Origin of the sequence: Stenotrophomonas sp. TWI1151 (genome assembly GCF_039673135.1) — a bacterium.
Classification (GTDB): domain Bacteria; phylum Pseudomonadota; class Gammaproteobacteria; order Xanthomonadales; family Xanthomonadaceae; genus Stenotrophomonas.
In genome coordinates this window covers 139,584-159,054 of sequence record NZ_JBDJLA010000009.1, presented here as the reverse complement: position 1 = coordinate 159,054, position 19,471 = coordinate 139,584, and the positions used below count along the sequence as shown (strand labels likewise).

The following is a 19,471-nucleotide window of genomic DNA, read 5'->3' as shown; positions in this document are numbered from 1 at the left end:
GGCCGGGACCGTGTGATGCCAAGGATGGCAGCACACGAGCCTACATGGACGTACTTGCGGCGGGTCCCGGAATGGCGAGCCCGTCGCGCCTAGCTCGAGAGCACATGGTGGCCGCTTCGGCTTCGGCTTCGGCTTCGGCTTCGGCTTCGATTCTGGACTTTGGCGTATGGCGTTTGAGCAGAAAAATCAGCCCGACTTCCGTCGGAACAACAACCCGGACACCACCATCATCACGATCGGCGGCAACGCATACGCAATCCGGTAATCGAACTTCAACGCACCGGCCATGCGCCCGAAGAACAACTGCAACAACCAGAAGCCCAGCGCGAACAGAATGCCCAGGAACAACCGCTTGCCCATACCGCCACTGCGCAGCGAACCGAACGCGAACGGCACCGCCGCCAGGCACAACGCCAACACATTGATCGGATAGAACCAACGGCTCCAGTACACATCCTCGTAATCGCGCGCATCCAACCCATTGCGCTTGCGGTACTCGATGCTGGTACGCAGATCCATCGCCGTCAGATTGCGTGGCTTGGAGATACCACTGGCCAGCGCCGCCGCATCCAGGCGTGAATTCCACGGCTCGGATTCGGCCGTCTCCCGCGTTGCCGAACGCTCACCGAACGTGTCGCGGCGGACCTTGTTCAATACCCAGCCATCGGCGCCATGTTCGGCGGTGGTGGCGTAGGTCAGCGAGGCCAGGCGGCCGTCGTCGGCGATCTTGTACAGGCGCACATCGTGCAGGATCAGCCGCGTGCCCCCGCCGGCCTGCAACTGCTCGTCGCCGCTCTGGGCGTTGAGGAAGGTGTCGCCTTCGCGCGCCCACACGCCCGAATAGCGGGCCGCGCTCAGGCTGCTGCCCCACTTGGCGCTGATCTTGATGTCGTCGGCCTTGCTCTGGCCCCACGGGCCCAGCGTTTCGCCGCTGAACACCATCACCGCGGTCATCAGCGACAGCGCGATCGCCACCGAGACGCTCAGCCGCTTGCGCGACAGGCCCAGCGCGCGCAGTGCAGTGAGTTCGGAGGTGGCAGCCAGCTGGCCCAGGCCCATCAGCGCGCCGATCACGGCGGCGGTCGGGAAGAAGGTATAGGCGCGGCGGGGCACGGTGTAGAGCACCCAGGCGGCCGCGTGACCGAGGGTGTAGCTGCCCTTGCCGACGTCCTTGAACTCGCCGGAGAAGGCCATCACCACGTCCAGGCCGACCAGCACCGCCCAGGTCAGCAGGACAGTGCCGAACACGGCGCGGCCCAGGTACAGATCAAACCGCATCGGGCGCAACACGTTCATGCGGTCCTCCGGGGACGCGACAGTTTGCCGTCGCGGAAATACATCCACAGGGCGAGGGCCAGCAACGGCAGCGTCAGCCACCACAGGCCCGCCACGGCGGGAATCTTGCCATCGGCGATCCAGCGGGTGCCGATGAACATCAGGTTCATGCCCACCATATAGGCCAGGAAGGCCAGCATCATCCGGCCGTAGCGCTGCTGGCGCGGCGAGCTGCGGGCCAGCGGCAGGGTCATCAGGGCGAAGGCCAGCGCGATCAGCGGCGGGGCGATGCGCGAGTGCAGCTGCGCCTGGGCCTCGGGGCGCTCATCGCCGAACAGCTGGGTGGTGCGCAGCAGTTCGGGGTCGTCGTCCTTGCGGGTCTCGGCGCCGTCAGGCATGGCCACGTCGTTGCGGGCGAAGGTCATCAGCTTGTAGTCCAGCGCACCGTTGGCCGGGCCTTCCACCTGGTGGCCGTCATCCAGCTCCAGATAGCGTTGCTTGGCGCCCTCGAAGTACATCCGGCCGTGATCGGCGGAGATCACTTCGATGCGGTCCTCCTTCTGGCGCTGCAGGAAGACCTTGCCCAGCTGGGTGCCGTCCGGGGAGACCGAAGACAGGTAAACCACGCCGCCATTGGGCAGGGAGGTGAACTTGCCCGCCTCCAGGCCCGCCATGACCACGCTGCGGTTGGCCTCGTCGATCATTGTCTCGCCGGTGCGGTCGGCCCAGGGGCCCAGCCACAGCGAGCACAGCCCGATCAGGCCGACCACCGGCACCACCAGCATCAGCAGGGGACGCAGCAGGCGCTTGGGGCCGACGCCGATGGCGGTGATGACCGCCATTTCCGAGTCCCGGTAGAGCCGGGCCGTGGCCAGCAGCAGGCCCAGCATCAGCGCCAGCGGCAGGATCAGCGGCATATAGACGATGAACTGCAGGCCCAGCTGTGAGAACAGCAGGCGGGCAGGCAGGCGGCCGTCGGCGATGTTGCCGAGGATGTCCACCAGGACACCACCGACGCTCACCACCAGCAACACGATCAGGGTGGCCAGGAAACTCTGGACGAAATCACGCAGGAGATAGCGATCGAGCTTCGACATGGGGCGGTGGTTTAAACTCTCGGATTCGTTCGCGGTGCTGCCCAGTCTACTGACGGGACGTAAACAGCTCGCGATTGTACGGATTTGCCAACGGAATCTGATCAATGGCCCTGGAATTCACCCTGAACCACGCAGCACCGGCCTCGGCCGAGTGCGATTGCGTCATCGTCGGCGCCTATGCCGACCAGACCCTGAGCCCGGCGGCACAGGCCCTGGACACCGCGTCCGGTGGCCGCCTGTCGGCCCTGATCGCCCGCGGCGACGTGGGCGGCAAGACCGGTAACACGACCCTGCTGCACGATCTGCCCGGCGTCACCGCCGCACGCGTGCTGGTGGTCGGGCTGGGCGAACCGGCCAAATTCGGCGTGCCGCAGTACCTCAAGGCGGTCGGCGATGCCAGCCGCGCCCTGAAGAGCGGGGTCAACCACCACGCGCTGTTCACCCTGACCGAGATCGAGGTCAAGGGCCGCGATGCCGCCTGGAACATCCGCCAGGCCATCATCACCGCCGACCACGCCGCCTACCGCTACAGCGCCACGCTGGGCAAGAAGAAGGCCGACGAACCGGGCCTGACCACGCTGGCCATCGCCGGCACCGACCCCCAGGCGCTGGCCCAGGGCCAGGCCATCGCCGCCGGCGTGCAGTACGCCCGCGAGCTGGGCAACCTGCCGCCGAACGTCTGCACCCCGGCCTACCTGGCCGAGTCCTCGGTCGCGTTCGCGCAGGCGCATGAAGGCGCCGAAGCGGAGGTACTGGACGAACAGCAGATGGAAGCGCTGGGCATGGGCTCGCTGCTGGCCGTGGCCCGTGGCTCGGCCAACCGCCCGCACCTGGTGGTGCTGAAGTGGAACAACGGCGGCGACGCCAAGCCCTACGTGCTGGTCGGCAAGGGCATCACCTTCGATACCGGTGGCGTCAACCTGAAGACCCAGGGCGGCATCGAAGAGATGAAGTACGACATGTGCGGTGGCGCCAACGTCATCGGCACCTTCGTCGCGGCCGTCACGGCCAAGCTGCCGCTGAACCTGGTGGTGGTGGTGCCGGCGGTCGAGAACGCCATCGACGGCAATGCCTACCGCCCCTCGGACGTGATCACCTCGATGTCGGGCAAGACCATCGAAGTGGGCAACACCGACGCCGAAGGCCGCCTGATCCTGTGCGACGCGCTGACCTACGCGCAGCGCTTCGAGCCGGCCGCGCTGATCGACGTGGCTACCCTGACCGGTGCCTGCCTGGTCGCGCTGGGCCACCAGACCGCTGGCCTGATGACCAAGCACGACGACCTGGCCAACGAGCTGCTGGCCGCCGGTGAGCACGTGTTCGACCGCGCCTGGCGCCTGCCGCTGTGGGACGAGTACCAGCCCATGCTGGATTCCAGCTTCGCCGATATCTACAACATTGGCGGCCGCTGGGCCGGTGCGATCACCGCGGGCTGTTTCCTGTCGCGCTTCGCCGAAGGCCAGCGCTGGGCCCATCTGGACATCGCCGGCGTGGCCAGCGACGAAGGCAAGCGCGGCATGGCCACCGGCCGCCCGGTCGGCCTGCTGAGCCAGTGGCTGCTGGACCAGGTCGCCCGCGCCTGATGCCCTGCCCGATCGCGGCCGCCTGCGGGTGGCCGCGGTCCCGCCCGGCCTGGCGCCGGGTTCTCCCTCCGCTCCAGGCCCTGCCATGTCCCGTGCTGATTTCTACCTGATCGCCAAGCCCCGCTTCCTGACCGAGCCATTGCGCCTGGTCTGCGAACTGGCCCGCAAGGCCAATGACGCCGGGCTGTTCACCCTGGTGCTGGCACGCGACCAGGCCCAGGCCGAAGAGCTGGACGAGCTGCTGTGGGCGTTCGACAACGATGCCTACATCCCGCACCAGATCGCCGGCGAAGACATGGACGAGGAAGAGGCGCTGGTGCTGATCGCCGTGCCCGGCACCGAGGCCCCGGCCCGGCCGCTGGTGATCAACCTGCGCGACGATCCCTATCTGGCAGCCTGCGACCGCGTGCTGGAAGTGGTACCGGCCGACCCCGAAGCGCGCGAACCGCTGCGCGAGCGCTGGCGCCAGTACAAGGCGCTGGGCTTTGACCTGAACAAGTACGACATGTAACCCGCGCGGCGCCCGTCCGGTCGCCGCCGCCCCCGGAGACCCTTGATGCGCCTGTTGATCGCCCTGATCTTTCCCTGGTTCGCCTTCTTCACCATCGGCCGCCCGATCACAGGCATCCTCAACGTCTCGAAGGTAGAGCCGACTGTCAGTCGGCTGTCCTTGTCTGGCTGGCTGCCCGCCGCGATCTGGGCCGCCTACGCGGTCTCACAGTTCCATACCGACCAGAAGATCCGCCGCGCCTTCGGGCGCTGAGCTTCCGGCACCCCCACTTTCCGTATTCGATCCTGGTTCCCGCATGACCCAACTCGCCTCCAGCTACGACCCGAAAACCTTTGAAACCGCGCTGTACGACGCGTGGGAGAAGGCCGGCCATTTCAAGCCGTCCGGCAAGGGCGAGCCGTACACCATCCTGCTGCCGCCGCCGAACGTGACCGGCACGCTGCACATGGGCCATGCCTTCCAGCAGACCCTGATGGATGCGCTGGTGCGCTACCACCGCATGCGCGGCTACGACACGTTGTGGCAGGTGGGCACCGACCACGCCGGCATCGCCACCGAGATGGTGGTGTCGCGCAACCTGGCCCTGGCCAACACCGGCGAGACCCGCGATTCGCTGGGCCGCGACGGCTTCATCGAGAAGGTGTGGGAGTGGAAGGCGCAGTCCGGTGACACCATCGAGCGCCAGATGCGCCGTCTGGGCACCTCCAGCGACTGGTCGCGCAGCACCTTCACCATGGACCCGCAGCCGTCCGAAGCGGTGGTCGAGGCGTTTGTGCGCTGGCACGAGCAGGGCCTGATCTACCGTGGCCAGCGCCTGGTCAACTGGGATCCGGTGCTGAAGACCGCCATCTCCGATCTGGAAGTGGAGAGCGTGGAGGAAGACGGCTTCCTGTGGTCGATCAGCTACCCGCTGGCCGATGGCAGCGGCACCCTGACCGTGGCCACCACCCGCCCGGAAACCATGCTCGGCGATACCGCCGTGATGGTGCACCCGGAAGACGAGCGCTATGCGCACCTGATCGGCAAAATGGTGAAGCTGCCGCTGACCGACCGCGAGATCCCGGTGATCGCCGATGATTACGTCGACCGCGAGTTCGGTACCGGTGTGGTCAAGGTCACCCCCGCGCACGATTTCAACGATTACCAGGTCGGCCTGCGCCACAACCTGCCGATGATCAACCTGTTCACCCCGGTGGCGGCGATCAACGACAACGCCCCGGAGAAGTACCGCGGGCTGGACCGTTACGAGGCGCGCAAGGTGATCCTGGCCGAGCTGGAAGACCTGGGCATCCTGATCGAGACCCGTGCACACAAGCTGCAGGTGCCGCGTGGCGATCGCACCCAGCAGGTGATCGAGCCGTACCTGACCGACCAGTGGTTCGTGAAGATGGACGTGCTGGCCAAGCGCGGCCTGGAGCTGGTCGAGAACGGCAGCATCCAGTTCGTCCCGGCCAACTGGATCAACACCTACCGCCACTGGATGGAGAACATCCAGGACTGGTGCATCAGCCGCCAGCTGTGGTGGGGGCACCGTATCCCGGCGTGGTTCGACGACGCGGGCAACTGCTATGTCGGCCGCGACGAAGCCGAAGCACGCGCGAAGAACAATCTTGCCGCCGATGTCGCCCTGCACCAGGACAGCGACGTGCTGGAGACCTGGTTCTCCTCGCAGCTGTGGCCGTTCTCCACGCTGGGCTGGCCGAACGAGCAGGCGATGGACGCGCGCGGTTTCGAGCGCTACCTGCCGTCGTCGGTGCTGATCACCGGGTTCGACATCATCTTCTTCTGGGTGGCCCGCATGATCATGGCCACCGACAGCTTCACCGGGAAGATTCCGTTCAAGGACGTCTACATCACCGGCCTGATCCGCGATGCGCAGGGCCAGAAGATGTCCAAGTCCAAGGGCAACGTGCTCGACCCGCTGGACATCATCGATGGCATCTCCATCGAGGACCTGGTCGCCAAGCGCACCACCGGCCTGATGAAGCCCAAGGACGCGCCGAAGATCGAGAAGGCGACCCGCCGCGAATTCCCCGAGGGCATCATCGCCCACGGTGCCGATGCGCTGCGCTTCACCATCGCCGCGCTGGCCACCCACGGCCGCGATATCAAGTTCGACATGAACCGCGCCGAGGGCTACAAGAACTTCTGCAACAAGCTGTGGAACGCCAGCCGCTTCACCCTGATGAACACCGAGGGCAGCAGCTTCACCGGCGTGCCGCAGCCGCGTACCGATGCCGAGCGCTGGATTCTGGCACGCCTGGCCGCGGTCTCGGCCGAAGCGCAGACGCATTACGCCAACTACCGCTTCGATCTGCTGGCGCAGTGCCTGTACGAATTCGCCTGGAACGAGTTCTGCGATTGGTTCCTGGAACTGACCAAGCCGGCCCTCAACGGTGCCGACGCCGATGACGCCAACAGCACCCGCCACACCCTGCTGTACGTGCTCGAAGCGCTGCTGCGCCTGCTGCACCCGCTGACCCCGTTCGTCACCGAGCAGCTGTGGCGCCAGGTCGCCCCGCGCCTGGGCATCACCGACGACACCATCTCGCTGCGTCCGTACCCGACCGCCGAGGAGTTCGCGGGTGATTTCGCCCGCGCCGAAGCCGACGTGGAATGGCTGAAGTCGATGGTCAACGCGCTGCGCCGCGTGCGCAGCGAGTTGAACGTGCCGCCGTCCAAGCTGGTGCCGCTGCTGCTGCAGGGTGGCAACGACGACGACCGCGCGCGCATGACCCGTTTCACCTCGTCGCTGTCGTTCCTGCTCAAGCTGGAGCGCATCGAATGGCTGGCCAACGGCAGCGACACGCCGCCGGCCGCCGCTGCGATCGTGGGCGATCTCACCCTGCTGGTGCCGCTGGAGGGCCTGGTCGATCTGGGCGCCGAACGCGCGCGCCTGGACAAGGAAATCGCCCGGGTGGAATCGGAGAAGGAAAAGAGCGAGACCAAGCTGGCCAAGTTCACCGACAAGGTGCCCGCGGCCGTGGTCGAGCAGGAGCGCGTGCGCCTGGTCGAATGGACCGCCCAGCTGGATGGCCTGCGCTCGCAGCGCGCGAAGCTGTAAGCGCACGGGTAGAGCCACGCCATGCGTGGCTGCCTTCCGGGGCGGGATGGCGTGCAGCCACCCATGGGGTGGCTCTACCCTGGGCCGATAACGTAGGTAGGGCCCGCCCGCGCGGTTACGGGCCCGATGGCTGCCCATCTGCGGCATGATGCGGGTTCGTCCACGGATTGAATGACCGCCGACACGATGTCGCTGTCCCTCTTCTGCATCGTGCTGTTCGCCGCCCTGCTGCATGCCAGCTGGAACGCGATCGTCAAACGCGGCACCGACACGCTGCTGACCACGATCCTGGTCACCGGCTCGGCGGCGGTGATCGCCGCGATCGCGCTGCCGTTCATGCCCACACCCGCCGCGCAGAGCTGGCCATGGCTGGCGACCTCGACCCTGCTCCAGGTCGGGTATTACGTCCTCGTCGCACGTACCTACCAATTGACCGACATGAGCGCGTCCTACCCGCTGATGCGCGGCTGCGCGCCGATCCTGGTGGCGCTGATCAGCACGCTGTTTCTGGGCGAGCGCCTGGCGTGGATCGCGTGGAGCGGAATCGCGCTGATCTGCCTGGGCATCCTGTGCATGACCCGCGGCACCTCGCGCCAGCATCTGTGGCTGCCGTTGCTCAATGCCGGCGTCATCGCCACCTACACCTTGGTCGATGCCTGGGGCGCGCGCCACTCGGGCGCCGCGGTGAGTTACACCCTGTGGCTGTTCCTGCTCTCCGGCCTGCCCCTGCCCCTGTGGGCGCTGTGCACCCGCGCCGGCGCGCTGCGTGACTATGCCCGCCGCAACTGGGCCTACGGCATCGTGGGCGGGTTCGGGACACTGATCTCCTACGGCCTGGCGCTGTGGGCCATGACCGTCGCGCCGGTTGCGATGATCGCCGCGCTGCGCGAAACCTCGATCCTGTTCGGCATCCTGATCTCGGCCTGGATCCTGCACGAACGGGTCACCCGCCAGCGCTGGATCGCCGCCGGCCTGATCGTGCTCGGGGCAGTGGTGCTGCGGATCACGTAGAGCCACCCCATGGGTGGCTGCGCCTGTCTCCGACAGCCACACCCCGTACGGGCCGGATCGAACAGCAGCCACCCATGGGGTGGCTCTACATCGGGACGTCAGAGCGGCGGCATCACCTGGATGTCGTCGTCGACCAGCTCGATCGCCATCACCAGCGCATCCTCGCGCCCGTCGCGGGCGGGGTAATAGCGCGGCCGGCGGCCGATCTCATTGAACCCTTCGCTGTGGTACAGGGCCACGGCCGAGGTATTGGACGGGCGCACTTCCAGGAACACGCGGTGCGCGCCATGGTCGCGTGCCAGCTTCACCAGCGCGCGCAGCAGGTAGCGGCCGTGGCCACGGGACTGGCACAGCGGGTCCACACAGATGTTGAGGATATGGGCTTCATCGGCGGCGATGCTGAGCAGGCCATAGCCCATCAGCAGGCCGTCCTCTTCCATCGCCAGGCCGGGATAACCGGCACGCAGGCAGTCCTGGAAGATGCCACGGGTCCACGGATACGGGTAACCGCGCACCTCGATGGCCATCACCGCATTGAGGTCGCTTTCGCGCAGCGCGCGCAGCGACAACGGCCGCGGCGAGCTCACCGCACTCACGACCGGCCCCGTTTGCGCAGGGCGCGCAGCTGCGGCCACAACGCGCGCTTGGCGGCGGCGCTGCTGCGCAGTTCATCCAGGTTCCAGCTGGCCATCAAGGCCTGGGTGTCCGGCTCGGCCGGGTTGCAGCCGGAGGCGCGTAGCAGGGCGATCTGCAGGCGATCGGGCATCCGCACCGCGGCGCGGCGGCCTCCGCCTGCGCGTGCCGGCGTGGCCGCCGGAACGGGCGGCGGCGCGCCTTCTTCGACCGTGCGCGGCGCGCTTCGGCGCACCGGTGCGGGCGCATCCACCGCCGGTGCCGGCCGCGACTGGCGCACGGGCACGGGCACGGGCACGGACGACTGTGCGAGCGGCGCCGCGCTGAGCTGCACATCAGGTACGGCAGCGGCCTCCGGCTCGACACTGCCGTCGACGAACACCGTATAGCCCATCGCCTGCAGCCAGGACTGCTGCGCCGGCGACCACAATGGCGGCAGCGCCTGCCCGCTCACGCGTTCGGCTCGACCGTCTTGCGGGTGCGCTGCCACGCCCAGTAGCACGGGCCGGACAAGGCATACACCACGCCTACCGCGAACAGCACGCGCGGCAGATCGATGACCATGATCGCGATGGCGATCGGCACCAGGGCCAGCGCCAGGAACGGCACGCGATCGGCGCGCGGTCCTTTCTCGCCACTGCCCTTGAAGCTCCAGAAGCGAATCCGGCTCACCATCAGCAGCGCCGCCACCAGGGTCACGCCCAGCGCGACATAGCGCAGCTGGTTGCCGTCCCAGCCGAGGTTGCCATCGGCGAAGGCCCAGACGAAGGACATCATCAGGCCCGCGGCGGCCGGGCTGGCCAGGCCGATGAACCAGCGTTTATCGACCACGCTGACCTGGGTATTGAAACGGGCCAGGCGCAGCGCGGCGCAGGCGGCATACAGGAAGGCGACCGCCCAGCCGACGCGGCCCATCACCGGGTCGTCGAACTTCAGCCAGGACAGCGACCAGTGGTACATCACCAGGGCCGGGGCCATGCCGAAGCTGACCAGATCGGCCAGCGAGTCGTACTGCACGCCGAATTCGCTGCTGGTGCCGGTCAGGCGGGCCACGCGGCCGTCCAGGCCGTCCATGACCGCCGCGACAAACACCGCGACCGCGGCATTCACGAAGTCGCCGTTGGCCGCGGCGATGATCGCGTAGAAGCCGGCGAACAGGCCTGCGGTGGTGAACAGGTTGGGCAGCAGGTAAATGCTGCGCGAGCGCGGCGGGGGTTTCATCTGATCCATGCGGCCAGTTTAGCTTGCCAGCACCGGCCCGGGGTGCTGCAATCGCGGTTCTGCCCCGTTCCCGGAGTTGCCATGCGTGCCCTGTCCCGTCTGAGCGGCCTGCTGCTGCTCGCCAGCGCCACGGCCAGCGCCGGCACTGTCTACAAGTGGAAAGATGCCAACGGCGTCACCCAGTATTCGGAGAAGCCACCGGCCGGGCAGAAGTACGAGGCCCGCCAGGTCGAGAACCGGGACCCGCTCCCGCGCGAGACCGCCGCCGCCCCGGCCGAGAACAAGGCCTGCACCGACGCCCGCGGCAATCTCACCCTGCTCAACGGGCCGGGCAAGGTCATGCAGGACGCCGATGGCGACGGCACGGCCGATACCGCCCTGACCGACGAGCAGCGCAGCGCCCAGAAGACCCTGGCCGAGGCCGCCATCCAGGCCTACTGCACCCCCAAGGCCTGAGCCACCGGCCCCGTCGAGGCGGCCAAAACCAACCGCAACACCCATCGCGGCGGCCGGACTGGCAGAATATCGGCTTCTGCCGTTCAGCGAAGCCGACGATGCGCCTCTCCCAGTTCCACCTGCACACCACCAAGGAAACCCCCAGCGACGCGGAGCTGACCAGCCACCGCTTGATGCTGCGCGCGGGCATGATCCGCAAGCTGGCCTCGGGGCTGTACACCTGGTCGCCGCTGGGCCTGCGCGTGCTGCGCAAGGTCGAGCGCATCGTGCGTGAGGAAATGGAGCGGGCCGGCGCGGTGGAATTCCAGATTCCGACCATCCAGCCCAAGGAACTGTGGGAAGCCACCGGCCGCTGGGAAAAGTTCGGCCCGCAGCTGCTGAAGCTCAAGGATCGCAAGGAGCAGGTGTTCTGCTACAGCCCGACCGCGGAAGAGGCTGCCGCTGACTTCGCGCGCCAGGAGCTGTCCAGCTACAAGCAGCTGCCGGTCAATTTCTTCCAGATCCAGACCAAGTTCCGCGATGAGATCCGCCCGCGCTTCGGCGTGATGCGCTCGCGCGAATTCCTGATGAAGGATGCCTATTCCTTCCACCTGCACGATGCGTGCCTGGTGCGCGAATACGAAAACATGAAGTCGGCCTACAGCCGCATCTTCACCCGCCTGGGCCTGGATTTCCGCATGGTGCAGGCCGACTCCGGCGCGATCGGTGGCGACGCCTCGCAGGAATTCCACGTGATCGCCGAGTCGGGCGAAGACGCGCTGGTGTTTTCCACCGGCTCGGATTACGCGGCCAACATGGAAGCGGCCATCGCCGCGGCCCCGGGCGAGCGCCCGGCCGCCAGCGAAGCGCTGCGCAGGATCGATACGCCCACGCAGAAGACCTGCGAAGCCGTCGCCGCCCTGCTCGGCCTGGGCCTGGAGCGCACCGTCAAGTCGGTCGCGATCATGAGCGAGGCCGGCTTCGTGCTGGCGCTGGTGCGCGGCGATCACGACGTCAATGAAATCAAGCTGGGCAAGGTCGAGGGTCTGCAGGGCTACCGCATGGCCAGCGAGGCGGAGATCGCCACGCATCTGGGCAGCGAGCCGGGCTTCCTCGGCCCGCTCAATCCGGCCCAGCCGATCCGCATCGTGGCCGACCGCGACGTCGCCGCGCTGGCCGATTTCGTCATCGGTGCCAACGAAGCCGGTGTCCATATCGCCGGCGTCAACTGGGGCCGCGACCTGCCCGAACCGGAAGTGGCGGACATCCGCAACGCCAAGGCCGGTGATCGTGCCGCCGATGGCGGTGAACTCAAGATCGCGCGCGGCATCGAAGTCGGCCATGTGTTCCAGCTCGGCCGCCAGTATGCGCAGGCGTTGAATGCGACCGTGCTTGACGAAAACGGCAAGGCTGCGGTGTTGGCGATGGGCTGCTACGGCATCGGCATTTCGCGCATCGTGGCGGCGGCGATCGAACAGAATCACGACGATGCCGGCATTATCTGGCCGGACGCGATGGCGCCGTGGCAGGTCGTGGTCTGCATGATCAATCCGAAGCAGGACGAGACCGTGTCGTCCACCGCCGCCGAGCTGCTTGCGCAGCTGCAGGCCGCCGGCCTGGATGTGGCGCTGGATGACCGCGGCCTGCGCCCGGGCGCGATGTTCGCCGACATGGAACTGATCGGTGTCCCGCACCGGATCGTGGTGTCCGAACGCGGCGTCGCCGCCGGCACGTTCGAGTACCGCGCGCGCAGTGCCGCCGAAGCGGAGGTCCTCGACAAGGACGCGCTGCTGGCAAAATTGACGAAGTAATGACAAAGGCCGGGTGAATAACCCGGCCTTTTCAATGGCGGACCCGGTTTCAATAACTCCGGTTTGTTTGTGTATTTCGCAAAAGAGAATGTATGCTGTTTCCGACGCCAAGGACCGGCTCACCCTGTCCTTAATATATTGCGGAGTAGTAGATGAGTATCGACCTGAGCGGCCTGTCCGCCAAAGAGCTGGGCGCGCTGATCAAGAACGCCAAGAAGCAGCAGACCATCGTGGCCAAGCGTCCGGCGATCACCAAGGTCCGCGCACAGCTGACCAAGCTGGCCAAGGCCCAGGGCTATTCGGTGGAAGAACTGTTCGGCGGTGCCGCCCCGGCCGCACGTGGCCGTGCCGCGAGCAAGGCCACCAAGGCCCCGGCCAAGGCCGTGCGCAAGCTCGGCAAGGTCGCTCCGAAGTATCGCAACCCGGCCAACCCGAAGGAAACCTGGACCGGCCGTGGCAAGCAGCCGCGCTGGCTGGCTGCGCATACTGCCAAGGGCAAGAAGGTTGAAGAGTTCCTGATCAAGAAGTAAGCCGGTCAGTCACTGCTGCACATGAAAACGCCGGCCTCGCGCCGGCGTTTTCGTACCCGTTGATGGCGCGCGCGGTGACCGGAAGGGTCAAAGATTCTTGCGCGCCGGGATCAGCAGATTGCCGAACAGCAGGCCGGCCACCAGCGCCATCACCACGTTGAGCACGGTCATCAGCACGGTCTGGCCGGCGCTCATGTCCTGCTGCTGGACCAGCGTCAGCACGCCGCGCAGGCTGGTACTGCCGGGCACGAGCATGATGATGCCGGGCAGGCGGATGATCGCGCCCGGGCGCTGCGCCAGCCGGCCAAACAGATTGCCGGCGGCGGTCAGCAGCATCGCGGACATGAAAATGCCGGCCGGAATGCCCCACGCCTGGCCCGCGAATTTGGAGATCGCATAGCCGGCGACGGCCGCCGCCATCACCCAGGGGAAATCGCGGCGGTTGGCCTTGAACAACATCGCGAACGCGAACGCGGCCAGCAGCAGCGCGCCCCACTCGACCCAATCGGCCTGCGGCCGCGAGGCGCGCACCAGCGGTTCCAGCCCGACGATGCCGGACAGGGTCACCGCGATCACCGCGCCCACCGTCAGTTTCAGGATCGTGGTCACCGCACCGGCAAACCGCGCCGTGCCGGAGACCCAGTGCTGGCTGGCCAGCTCATTGACCGCATTGGTCAGCGACATCCCGGGCAGCAGCACCACCAGCGAGGCGATGATCACCGTGTTGAGGTTGAGCGCCCCGATGAAGGAGGCCACCAGCGTCGCCACCGAGCCGGCCAGCAGGGCCGCCAACGCTTCGTTGGCTTCGCGCGTGGCCGGGCGGCGGTCGGTATACATGCCCATGACGCCGATCAGCAGACCGATCACGCCGGCGGTGGCGATATCCAGCCACGGCAGTTTCCACAGGCCGGCCACGCCCGCTGCGCCCAGGCTGTAGGAAAGAATGGTGCGGATCTTGCCCCAGCGGCCGGGATCCTTGTCCAGCTGGCGCAGCGCGGTGTGCCCCTGCGCGATGCTCATGGTGCCGTTGGCCACCGCATCGGTGATCTGGTCGGCGATGCTGAGTTTATGCAGGTCGTTCTCGCCCGGCGCCAGCCGGATCACGCGGGTGATGTCCGACGAACCGATCGCCTTGGTCGGGTCGCTGAAACTCAGGATCAGGCCGGTCGGGTTCGACCACGGCTCGCAATCCAGGTCCAGCCGCTGCGCCAGCGCGACCACGGCGGCTTCCAGCCGCTGCGCGGTAGTGCCATAGCTGTGCAGGCGCCCGGCCATTTCCGAAACGAAGGCCACGCGCTGTGCGTAGGTGGCCGGTGGTGCAACGATGGTGGGGGCGTCGGCAGACATGCGCCGTAGTATTACCCGAACACGCCCCGGCCTGAAGAATCCCGGTGGCATCGCATCGCGGCATGACGCCCCCGGTGTTGCCGAGCAACGCGTTCAGCCCGGTCCGGCGCATACGCGAGCCATGCACCCGGACAGGTTATGCTGCGCGCAGGACGCCTACATGACCTCAGACCAAGCCCCCCATCTCGAGCAGGATGCCCAAGACCCCGGTCTGATCCGGTTGTCTGGTCATTGGACTTTACGCACCGCGCTGGACGCGGCCGAGGTGCTGCGCGGCCTTCCGGAGAAGGTGACCGGTCTGGACGCCAGCGGGATCACCCTGCTCGACTCGGCCGGCGTGCTGCAGCTGCTGCGCGTGGCCCACCGCGCCGATCTCGGCGAGGACGCGGTGACGTTCCGCGAGGAGCATCGTGCGCTGGTCTCCACCATCGAGGAAGTCGCCGACGACCGGCCCAAGGCCAAGCGCGACTTCGGCGTGCTGGCCGCACTGGAACGGCTGGGTGTCAGCGTGCACGGCATGGGCCACAACATCGTGGCGCTGGCCAGCTTCCTCGGCGAGAACCTGGTCAAGGGCGCGCGCCTGATCAAGGAACCGCGCCGTTTCCGGCTCACCGCCACCGTCGCCCAGATGGAACAGGTCGGCCTGGATGCGGTGCCGCTGGTGGCACTGCTGTCGTATCTGGTGGGTGCGGTGATCGCCTTCCTCGGCTCCACGATCCTGCGCGACTTCGGCGCCGAGATCTACGTGGTCGAACTGGTCAGCATCGCCTTCCTGCGCGAGTTCGCCGTGTTGTTGACCGCGATCGTGCTGGCCGGCCGCACCGCCAGTGCGTTCACCGCGCAGATCGGTGCGATGAAGGCGCGCGAAGAAATCGACGCGATGAAGACGCTGGGCCTGGACCCGGTCGATCTGCTGGTGCTGCCGCGGCTGATCGCCCTGCTGATCACCCTGCCGCTGCTGACCTTCATCGCGATGGTCGCCGGCCTGGCCGGTGGCATCACCGTGGGTGCGTTCGATCTGGATATCCCGCCGCAGATGTATATCGCGCGGATGCACGACACCATGGAAGTGCGCAACATGCTGGTGGGCCTGTCCAAGGCGCCGGTGTTCGCGCTGGTGATCGGCCTGATCGGCTGCCTGGAAGGCCTGAAGGTGGAAGGCACCGCGCAGTCGGTCGGCGAGCGCACCACCTCCAGCGTGGTGCAGGCCATTTCGCTGGTGATCATCCTCGACGCGTTCGCCGCGCTGTGGTTCATGAAGATGGGCTGGTAACCGATGATCACCGACACCGCGCCGGCCCCTGACCGCGACGCTGCCGCCAGCGATGACGGCGAATTGCTGATCCGCGTGCGCGGGCTGACCAACCGTTTCGGTGCGCAGGTGGTACACGACGGGCTGGACCTGGATGTGCGTCGCGGCGAGATCCTCGGCGTGGTCGGCGGCTCGGGCACCGGCAAATCGGTGTTGATGCGCAGCATCCTCGGCCTGCGCACGCCTGACGATGGTCAGATCGAGGTGCTCGGCGTCGATGCCCGCTCCAGCGACCCGGCCAACCGCCTGCATATCGAACGCAATACCGGCGTGCTGTTCCAGGATGGTGCGCTGTTCTCCTCGCTGACCGTGGGCGAGAACGTGCAGGTGCCGTTGAAGGAACATCACGGCGAGCTGCCCGAGCGCTGGCATTACGAACTGGCCCTGCTCAAGGTGAAGCTGGCCGGCCTGCCCGCCGATGCGATCAACAAGCTGCCCTCGCAGCTGTCCGGTGGCATGCGCAAGCGCGCCGGCCTGGCCCGGGCGCTGGCGCTGGATCCACCGCTGCTGTTCCTGGACGAACCCACCGCCGGGCTGGACCCGATCGGCGCGGCCGCCTTCGACCGCCTGATCAAGACCCTGCAGGAAGCGCTGGGGCTGACTGTCTTCCTGATCACACATGATCTGGACACGCTGTATGCGATCTGTGACCGGGTGGCGGTGTTGGCCGACAAGAAGGTCGTCGCCAATGCCCCGCTGCACGAGATCGAACAACTGGACCACCCGTGGATCCAGGAGTACTTCCACGGACCGCGCGCGCGTGCTGCGCGCGATGCAAAGCACGAGAGCGAGTAAGCCATGGAAACCAAAGCCAATTACGTCCTGATCGGCGCCTTCACCCTGGTGGTGGGACTGGCGCTGCTGGCCTTCGGCCTGTGGGCCGCCAAGTACTCCTCCGACCGCACCTGGACGGAATACCGCGTGGTGTTCCGCGAGGCGGTCACCGGCCTGTCGGTGGGCAGCCCGGTGCAGTACAACGGCATCGCGGTCGGCTCGATCACCGAGTTGAACCTGGTCCCGGACGATCCGCGCCAGGTGGTCGCGCGGATCCGGCTGAACTCCAATACGCCGGTCAAGACCGACACCCGCGCCAAACTGGCGATCACCAGCCTGACCGGTCCGTCGATCATCCAGCTCAGTGGCGGCACGCCGCAGTCCGCCGCGCTGACCGCGGTCAACAAGGACCCGGCCCCGATCATCCCGACCACGCCGTCGGCGCTGCAGAACATCACCGACGTGGCCAACCGCATCGTCGAGCGCATGGACCAGGTGCTGAGCGACCGCAACGTGGCCAGCATCAACGCGACCCTGGCCAACCTGGAAACCATCAGCGGCGGCCTGGCCGACCGTGACCAGGGCACCCAGGCGCTGCTGCTCAGCGCGCGCGATGCCGCACGCAGCCTGGACGTCACCCTCAAGAGCACCAACGGCACCATCCAGCGCCTGGACAAGAATCTGGTGCAGCAGCTGCCACCGATCCTGGACAAACTGGAAACCACGCTGAGCAAGCTGGACTCCGCCGCCGGCAACGCCGACTCGATCCTTGGCGAGAACCGCGCCGCGATCAACAGCTTCGCCAACGATGGCCTGGCCCAGCTGGGCCCGACGCTGACCGAGCTGCGCGGCCTGATCCGCGACCTGCGCCGGGTCAGCGACCGCCTGGACAACAACCCGGCACGTTATCTGCTCGGCCGCGACGCACCCAAGGAGTTCGAACCCAAATGAGCCGCCCGACCTTGTTCCGGCCTCTGCTGCCGATCGCCCTGATCGCCGCGCTTGGCGGCTGCTCGCTGCTGGGCAGCAACGAGCGCAGCGCGGTGACCATCTATTCGCCCGTGGTCCGCATCCAGGCCGACCCGAGCTGGCCGACCGTCGATTGGCAGCTGGTGCTGGTCAAGCCCAGCGCCGCGCGCGTGGTCGACAGCCCGCGCATCAACGTGCGCCCGACCCCCTCCGAACTGGAGGTCTACAAGGGCGTGAGCTGGGCCCAGCCGGCCACCGACATGCTCGATGACGCGCTGGTGCGCGGTTTCGAGGATTCCGGCCGCATCAACGGGGTGGCCCGGGTCACCACCGGCATCCGGGCCGACTACAAACTGGCCATGGACGTGCGCCGCTTCGAAGCCGACTACCGCGGCCAGGCTACGCCGACCGCGCTGATCGAAGTCAACGCCAAGCTGATCCACGTGATCGACCAGCGCGTGGTCGCCGACCGCACCTTCCGCCAGGAAAACCCGGTCGGCAGCACCGACGTCGCCCAGGTCACCGCCGCGCTGGAACAGGGGCTGCAGACACTGACCACGAACGTGGTGGGCTGGACGCTGGTGACCGGCGAGCAGGATCACGCCCGCAGCGCGGTCACCCCTGCCCGGGTGCGTTGATCCAGCGGAACGTGAGATTCAGGCGCTCGGCCAGCGGCCGGGCGCTCTTCGGCAGCGAATGCTGGTAATGGCGCTGGGTCTGCCCGCCCATCACCAGCAGATCGCCATGGTCCAGCAGGACCTCGGCCTTCTTCGCATGGTCGTCCCGGCGCCGCAGCAGGAACCGCCGCGCCGCGCCCAGACTCAATGACGCGATCACCGGTGCCGGCCCCAGTTCGGGCTCGTTGTCGCTGTGCCAGCCCATCCCATCATCGCCATCGCGGTAGCGGTTGAGCAGCACGCTGTTGAACGCATGGCCACAGCAGGCCGCCAGCTGATCGCGCAGCGGCAGCAGTGCCGGATGCCAGGGCTGCGGCACGAATTCGGTACCGGAATAGCGGTAGCGCGCGGCCGGGTCGCCCATCCAGCAGCTCAGGCGCGGGGAATCGACCTGGCGGCCGAACATCCGGATCGTGTGCACCTCCCATGGGACGTCGTCGCGGAGCGTGCGCTGGAGGGTGTCGGCGGTGTCGCGGGAGAGCCAGTGACGGTGCCAACTCACTTCAGCGTCGCGCAGATGCAGGTCCATGGCCTTCCTCAGGAGCCAGCGTGGTGCCCGTTGAACGGACACCACGGCAGCGATGGCAATCAGGCTTGGACGAAGGCCACGCCGGTCTTTTCCTTCAACTCATCCATACCCACGCCCGGGGCCGCCTCGACCAGCACCAGGCCCGTGTCAGTGACATCGAACACGGCAAGGTCGGTGATGATGCGGTCCACCACGCCGACACCGGTCAGCGGCAGATTGCACTCGGGCAGAATCTTGTGCTCGCCGCTTTTGGCGGTGTGCTCCATCAGCACCACCACGCGCTGCACGCCGGCGACCAGATCCATCGCCCCGCCCATGCCCTTGACCATCTTGCCCGGCACCATCCAGTTCGCGAGGTCGCCCTTGTCGGTCACCTGCATCGCGCCGAGGATGGCCAGGTTGATGTGGCCGCCTCGGATCATCGCGAAGCTGTCGTGGCTGCCGAAGTAGCTCGCACCGGCGCGTGCGGTCACCGTCTGCTTGCCGGCGTTGATCAGGTCGGCGTCGACCTCGGCCTCGGTCGGGAACGGGCCGATGCCGAGCAGGCCATTTTCGGACTGCAGCCAGACATCCACACCGTCGGGAATGTGGTTGGCGACCAGGGTCGGCAGGCCAATGCCCAGGTTCACGTAGGCACCGTCGGTCAGTTCGCGCGCGGCGCGCTGTGCCATTTCATCGCGGGTCCAGGCCAT

At 67.2% G+C, this 19,471-nt stretch carries 19 protein-coding genes and 1 pseudogene; 12 read left to right on the top strand and 8 right to left on the bottom strand.

Annotation, left to right across the window (positions count from 1 at the left end; genetic code table 11):
• Nucleotides 1–186 precede the first annotated feature (186 nt).
• Nucleotides 187–1,296, bottom strand: coding sequence for an LPS export ABC transporter permease LptG (gene lptG / locus ABE422_RS12650; RefSeq protein WP_313209226.1), 1,110 nt, complete (start codon nucleotides 1,294–1,296; stop codon nucleotides 187–189).
• Nucleotides 1,293–2,372, bottom strand: coding sequence for an LPS export ABC transporter permease LptF (gene lptF, locus ABE422_RS12645; RefSeq protein WP_313209225.1), 1,080 nt, complete (start codon nucleotides 2,370–2,372; stop codon nucleotides 1,293–1,295). Before lptF ends, lptG begins: the two co-directional genes overlap by 4 nt.
• A 104-nt stretch (nucleotides 2,373–2,476) precedes the next feature.
• On the opposite strand from lptF, the gene ABE422_RS12640 reads away from it, so the two are divergent.
• The 5 genes from ABE422_RS12640 to ABE422_RS12620 all read left to right on the top strand — a co-directional run bounded on the left by ABE422_RS12640 (nucleotide 2,477) and on the right by ABE422_RS12620 (nucleotide 8,541).
• The gene (locus tag ABE422_RS12640) at nucleotides 2,477–3,955 is read left to right on the top strand and encodes a leucyl aminopeptidase (RefSeq protein WP_346483091.1); all 1,479 of its coding nucleotides are present in this window, start codon (nucleotides 2,477–2,479) and stop codon (nucleotides 3,953–3,955) included.
• 85 nt (nucleotides 3,956–4,040) lie between these two features.
• Nucleotides 4,041–4,466 (top strand): DNA polymerase III subunit chi, encoded by a 426-nt coding sequence (locus ABE422_RS12635; protein WP_019182556.1) that lies wholly within the window; start codon nucleotides 4,041–4,043, stop codon nucleotides 4,464–4,466.
• A gap of 45 nt (nucleotides 4,467–4,511) precedes the next feature.
• Entirely contained in the window at nucleotides 4,512–4,718 is a 207-nt protein-coding gene (locus ABE422_RS12630; RefSeq protein WP_313209222.1) for a YqaE/Pmp3 family membrane protein, read from the top strand.
• A 43-nt stretch (nucleotides 4,719–4,761) separates the two neighbouring features.
• Complete coding sequence (locus ABE422_RS12625) at nucleotides 4,762–7,530, top strand: valine--tRNA ligase (protein ID WP_346483090.1); 2,769 nt, start codon at nucleotides 4,762–4,764, stop codon at nucleotides 7,528–7,530.
• A 186-nt stretch (nucleotides 7,531–7,716) separates the two neighbouring features.
• Nucleotides 7,717–8,541 (top strand): DMT family transporter, encoded by an 825-nt coding sequence (locus ABE422_RS12620; RefSeq protein WP_284128387.1) that lies wholly within the window; start codon nucleotides 7,717–7,719, stop codon nucleotides 8,539–8,541.
• A 98-nt stretch (nucleotides 8,542–8,639) separates the two neighbouring features.
• Here the strand turns inward: ABE422_RS12620 and rimI are convergent, their stop codons facing one another.
• Genes rimI through pssA form a run of 3 tightly spaced genes read right to left on the bottom strand, consistent with a single transcriptional unit; the run spans nucleotide 8,640 to nucleotide 10,404 of the window.
• Nucleotides 8,640–9,137 carry a ribosomal protein S18-alanine N-acetyltransferase gene (rimI, locus tag ABE422_RS12615; protein ID WP_121042847.1) on the bottom strand — a complete coding sequence of 166 codons (498 nt, stop codon included), beginning with the start codon at nucleotides 9,135–9,137 and terminating at the stop codon, nucleotides 8,640–8,642.
• Nucleotides 9,134–9,628, bottom strand: a complete 495-nt coding sequence (locus ABE422_RS12610) for a hypothetical protein (RefSeq protein ID WP_346483089.1) — start codon at nucleotides 9,626–9,628, stop codon at nucleotides 9,134–9,136. The genes rimI and ABE422_RS12610 overlap by 4 nt, the downstream gene beginning before the upstream one ends.
• Nucleotides 9,625–10,404 carry a CDP-diacylglycerol--serine O-phosphatidyltransferase gene (pssA, locus tag ABE422_RS12605; RefSeq protein ID WP_284128389.1) on the bottom strand — a complete coding sequence of 260 codons (780 nt, stop codon included), beginning with the start codon at nucleotides 10,402–10,404 and terminating at the stop codon, nucleotides 9,625–9,627. The genes ABE422_RS12610 and pssA overlap by 4 nt, the downstream gene beginning before the upstream one ends.
• A 72-nt stretch (nucleotides 10,405–10,476) precedes the next feature.
• On the opposite strand from pssA, the gene ABE422_RS12600 reads away from it, so the two are divergent.
• The 3 genes and pseudogenes from ABE422_RS12600 to ABE422_RS12590 all read left to right on the top strand — a co-directional run.
• Nucleotides 10,477–10,851: a DUF4124 domain-containing protein gene (locus tag ABE422_RS12600; protein WP_284128390.1), complete on the top strand. Its 375-nt coding sequence runs from the start codon at nucleotides 10,477–10,479 to the stop codon at nucleotides 10,849–10,851.
• A gap of 98 nt (nucleotides 10,852–10,949) precedes the next feature.
• Nucleotides 10,950–12,641 (top strand): proline--tRNA ligase, encoded by a 1,692-nt coding sequence (locus ABE422_RS12595; protein WP_346483088.1) that lies wholly within the window; start codon nucleotides 10,950–10,952, stop codon nucleotides 12,639–12,641.
• Nucleotides 12,642–12,793: 152 nt separating this feature from the next.
• Nucleotides 12,794–13,168 (top strand): annotated as a pseudogene (locus ABE422_RS12590) (H-NS histone family protein); the annotation flags it as partial.
• Nucleotides 13,169–13,258: 90 nt separating this feature from the next.
• On the opposite strand, the gene ABE422_RS12585 reads toward ABE422_RS12590, so the two are convergent.
• Complete coding sequence (locus ABE422_RS12585; RefSeq protein ID WP_088432072.1) at nucleotides 13,259–14,518, bottom strand: threonine/serine exporter family protein; 1,260 nt, start codon at nucleotides 14,516–14,518, stop codon at nucleotides 13,259–13,261.
• Between the two features lie 160 nt (nucleotides 14,519–14,678).
• Here ABE422_RS12585 and ABE422_RS12580 point away from each other — a divergent pair, with 160 nt between their 5' ends.
• Genes ABE422_RS12580 through ABE422_RS12565 form a run of 4 tightly spaced genes read left to right on the top strand, consistent with a single transcriptional unit; the run spans nucleotide 14,679 to nucleotide 18,211 of the window.
• Nucleotides 14,679–15,791 (top strand): ABC transporter permease, encoded by a 1,113-nt coding sequence (locus tag ABE422_RS12580; RefSeq protein WP_070426576.1) that lies wholly within the window; start codon nucleotides 14,679–14,681, stop codon nucleotides 15,789–15,791.
• Nucleotides 15,792–15,794: 3 nt separating this feature from the next.
• Nucleotides 15,795–16,625, top strand: a complete 831-nt coding sequence (locus ABE422_RS12575) for an ABC transporter ATP-binding protein (protein ID WP_346483087.1) — start codon at nucleotides 15,795–15,797, stop codon at nucleotides 16,623–16,625.
• Nucleotides 16,626–16,628: 3 nt separating this feature from the next.
• Nucleotides 16,629–17,555, top strand: coding sequence for an MlaD family protein (locus ABE422_RS12570; protein ID WP_121042588.1), 927 nt, complete (start codon nucleotides 16,629–16,631; stop codon nucleotides 17,553–17,555).
• The gene (locus ABE422_RS12565; RefSeq protein WP_284128394.1) at nucleotides 17,552–18,211 is read left to right on the top strand and encodes an ABC-type transport auxiliary lipoprotein family protein; all 660 of its coding nucleotides are present in this window, start codon (nucleotides 17,552–17,554) and stop codon (nucleotides 18,209–18,211) included. The genes ABE422_RS12570 and ABE422_RS12565 overlap by 4 nt, the downstream gene beginning before the upstream one ends.
• Here ABE422_RS12565 and ABE422_RS12560 read toward each other — a convergent pair.
• Both ABE422_RS12560 and ABE422_RS12555 read right to left on the bottom strand, forming a co-directional pair.
• Nucleotides 18,189–18,779 carry an alpha-ketoglutarate-dependent dioxygenase AlkB gene (locus ABE422_RS12560; protein WP_346466146.1) on the bottom strand — a complete coding sequence of 197 codons (591 nt, stop codon included), beginning with the start codon at nucleotides 18,777–18,779 and terminating at the stop codon, nucleotides 18,189–18,191. The two genes, ABE422_RS12565 and ABE422_RS12560, sit on opposite strands and share 23 nt — an antisense overlap.
• 59 nt (nucleotides 18,780–18,838) lie before the next feature.
• Entirely contained in the window at nucleotides 18,839–19,471 is a 633-nt protein-coding gene (locus ABE422_RS12555; protein WP_346462895.1) for a CoA transferase subunit B, read from the bottom strand.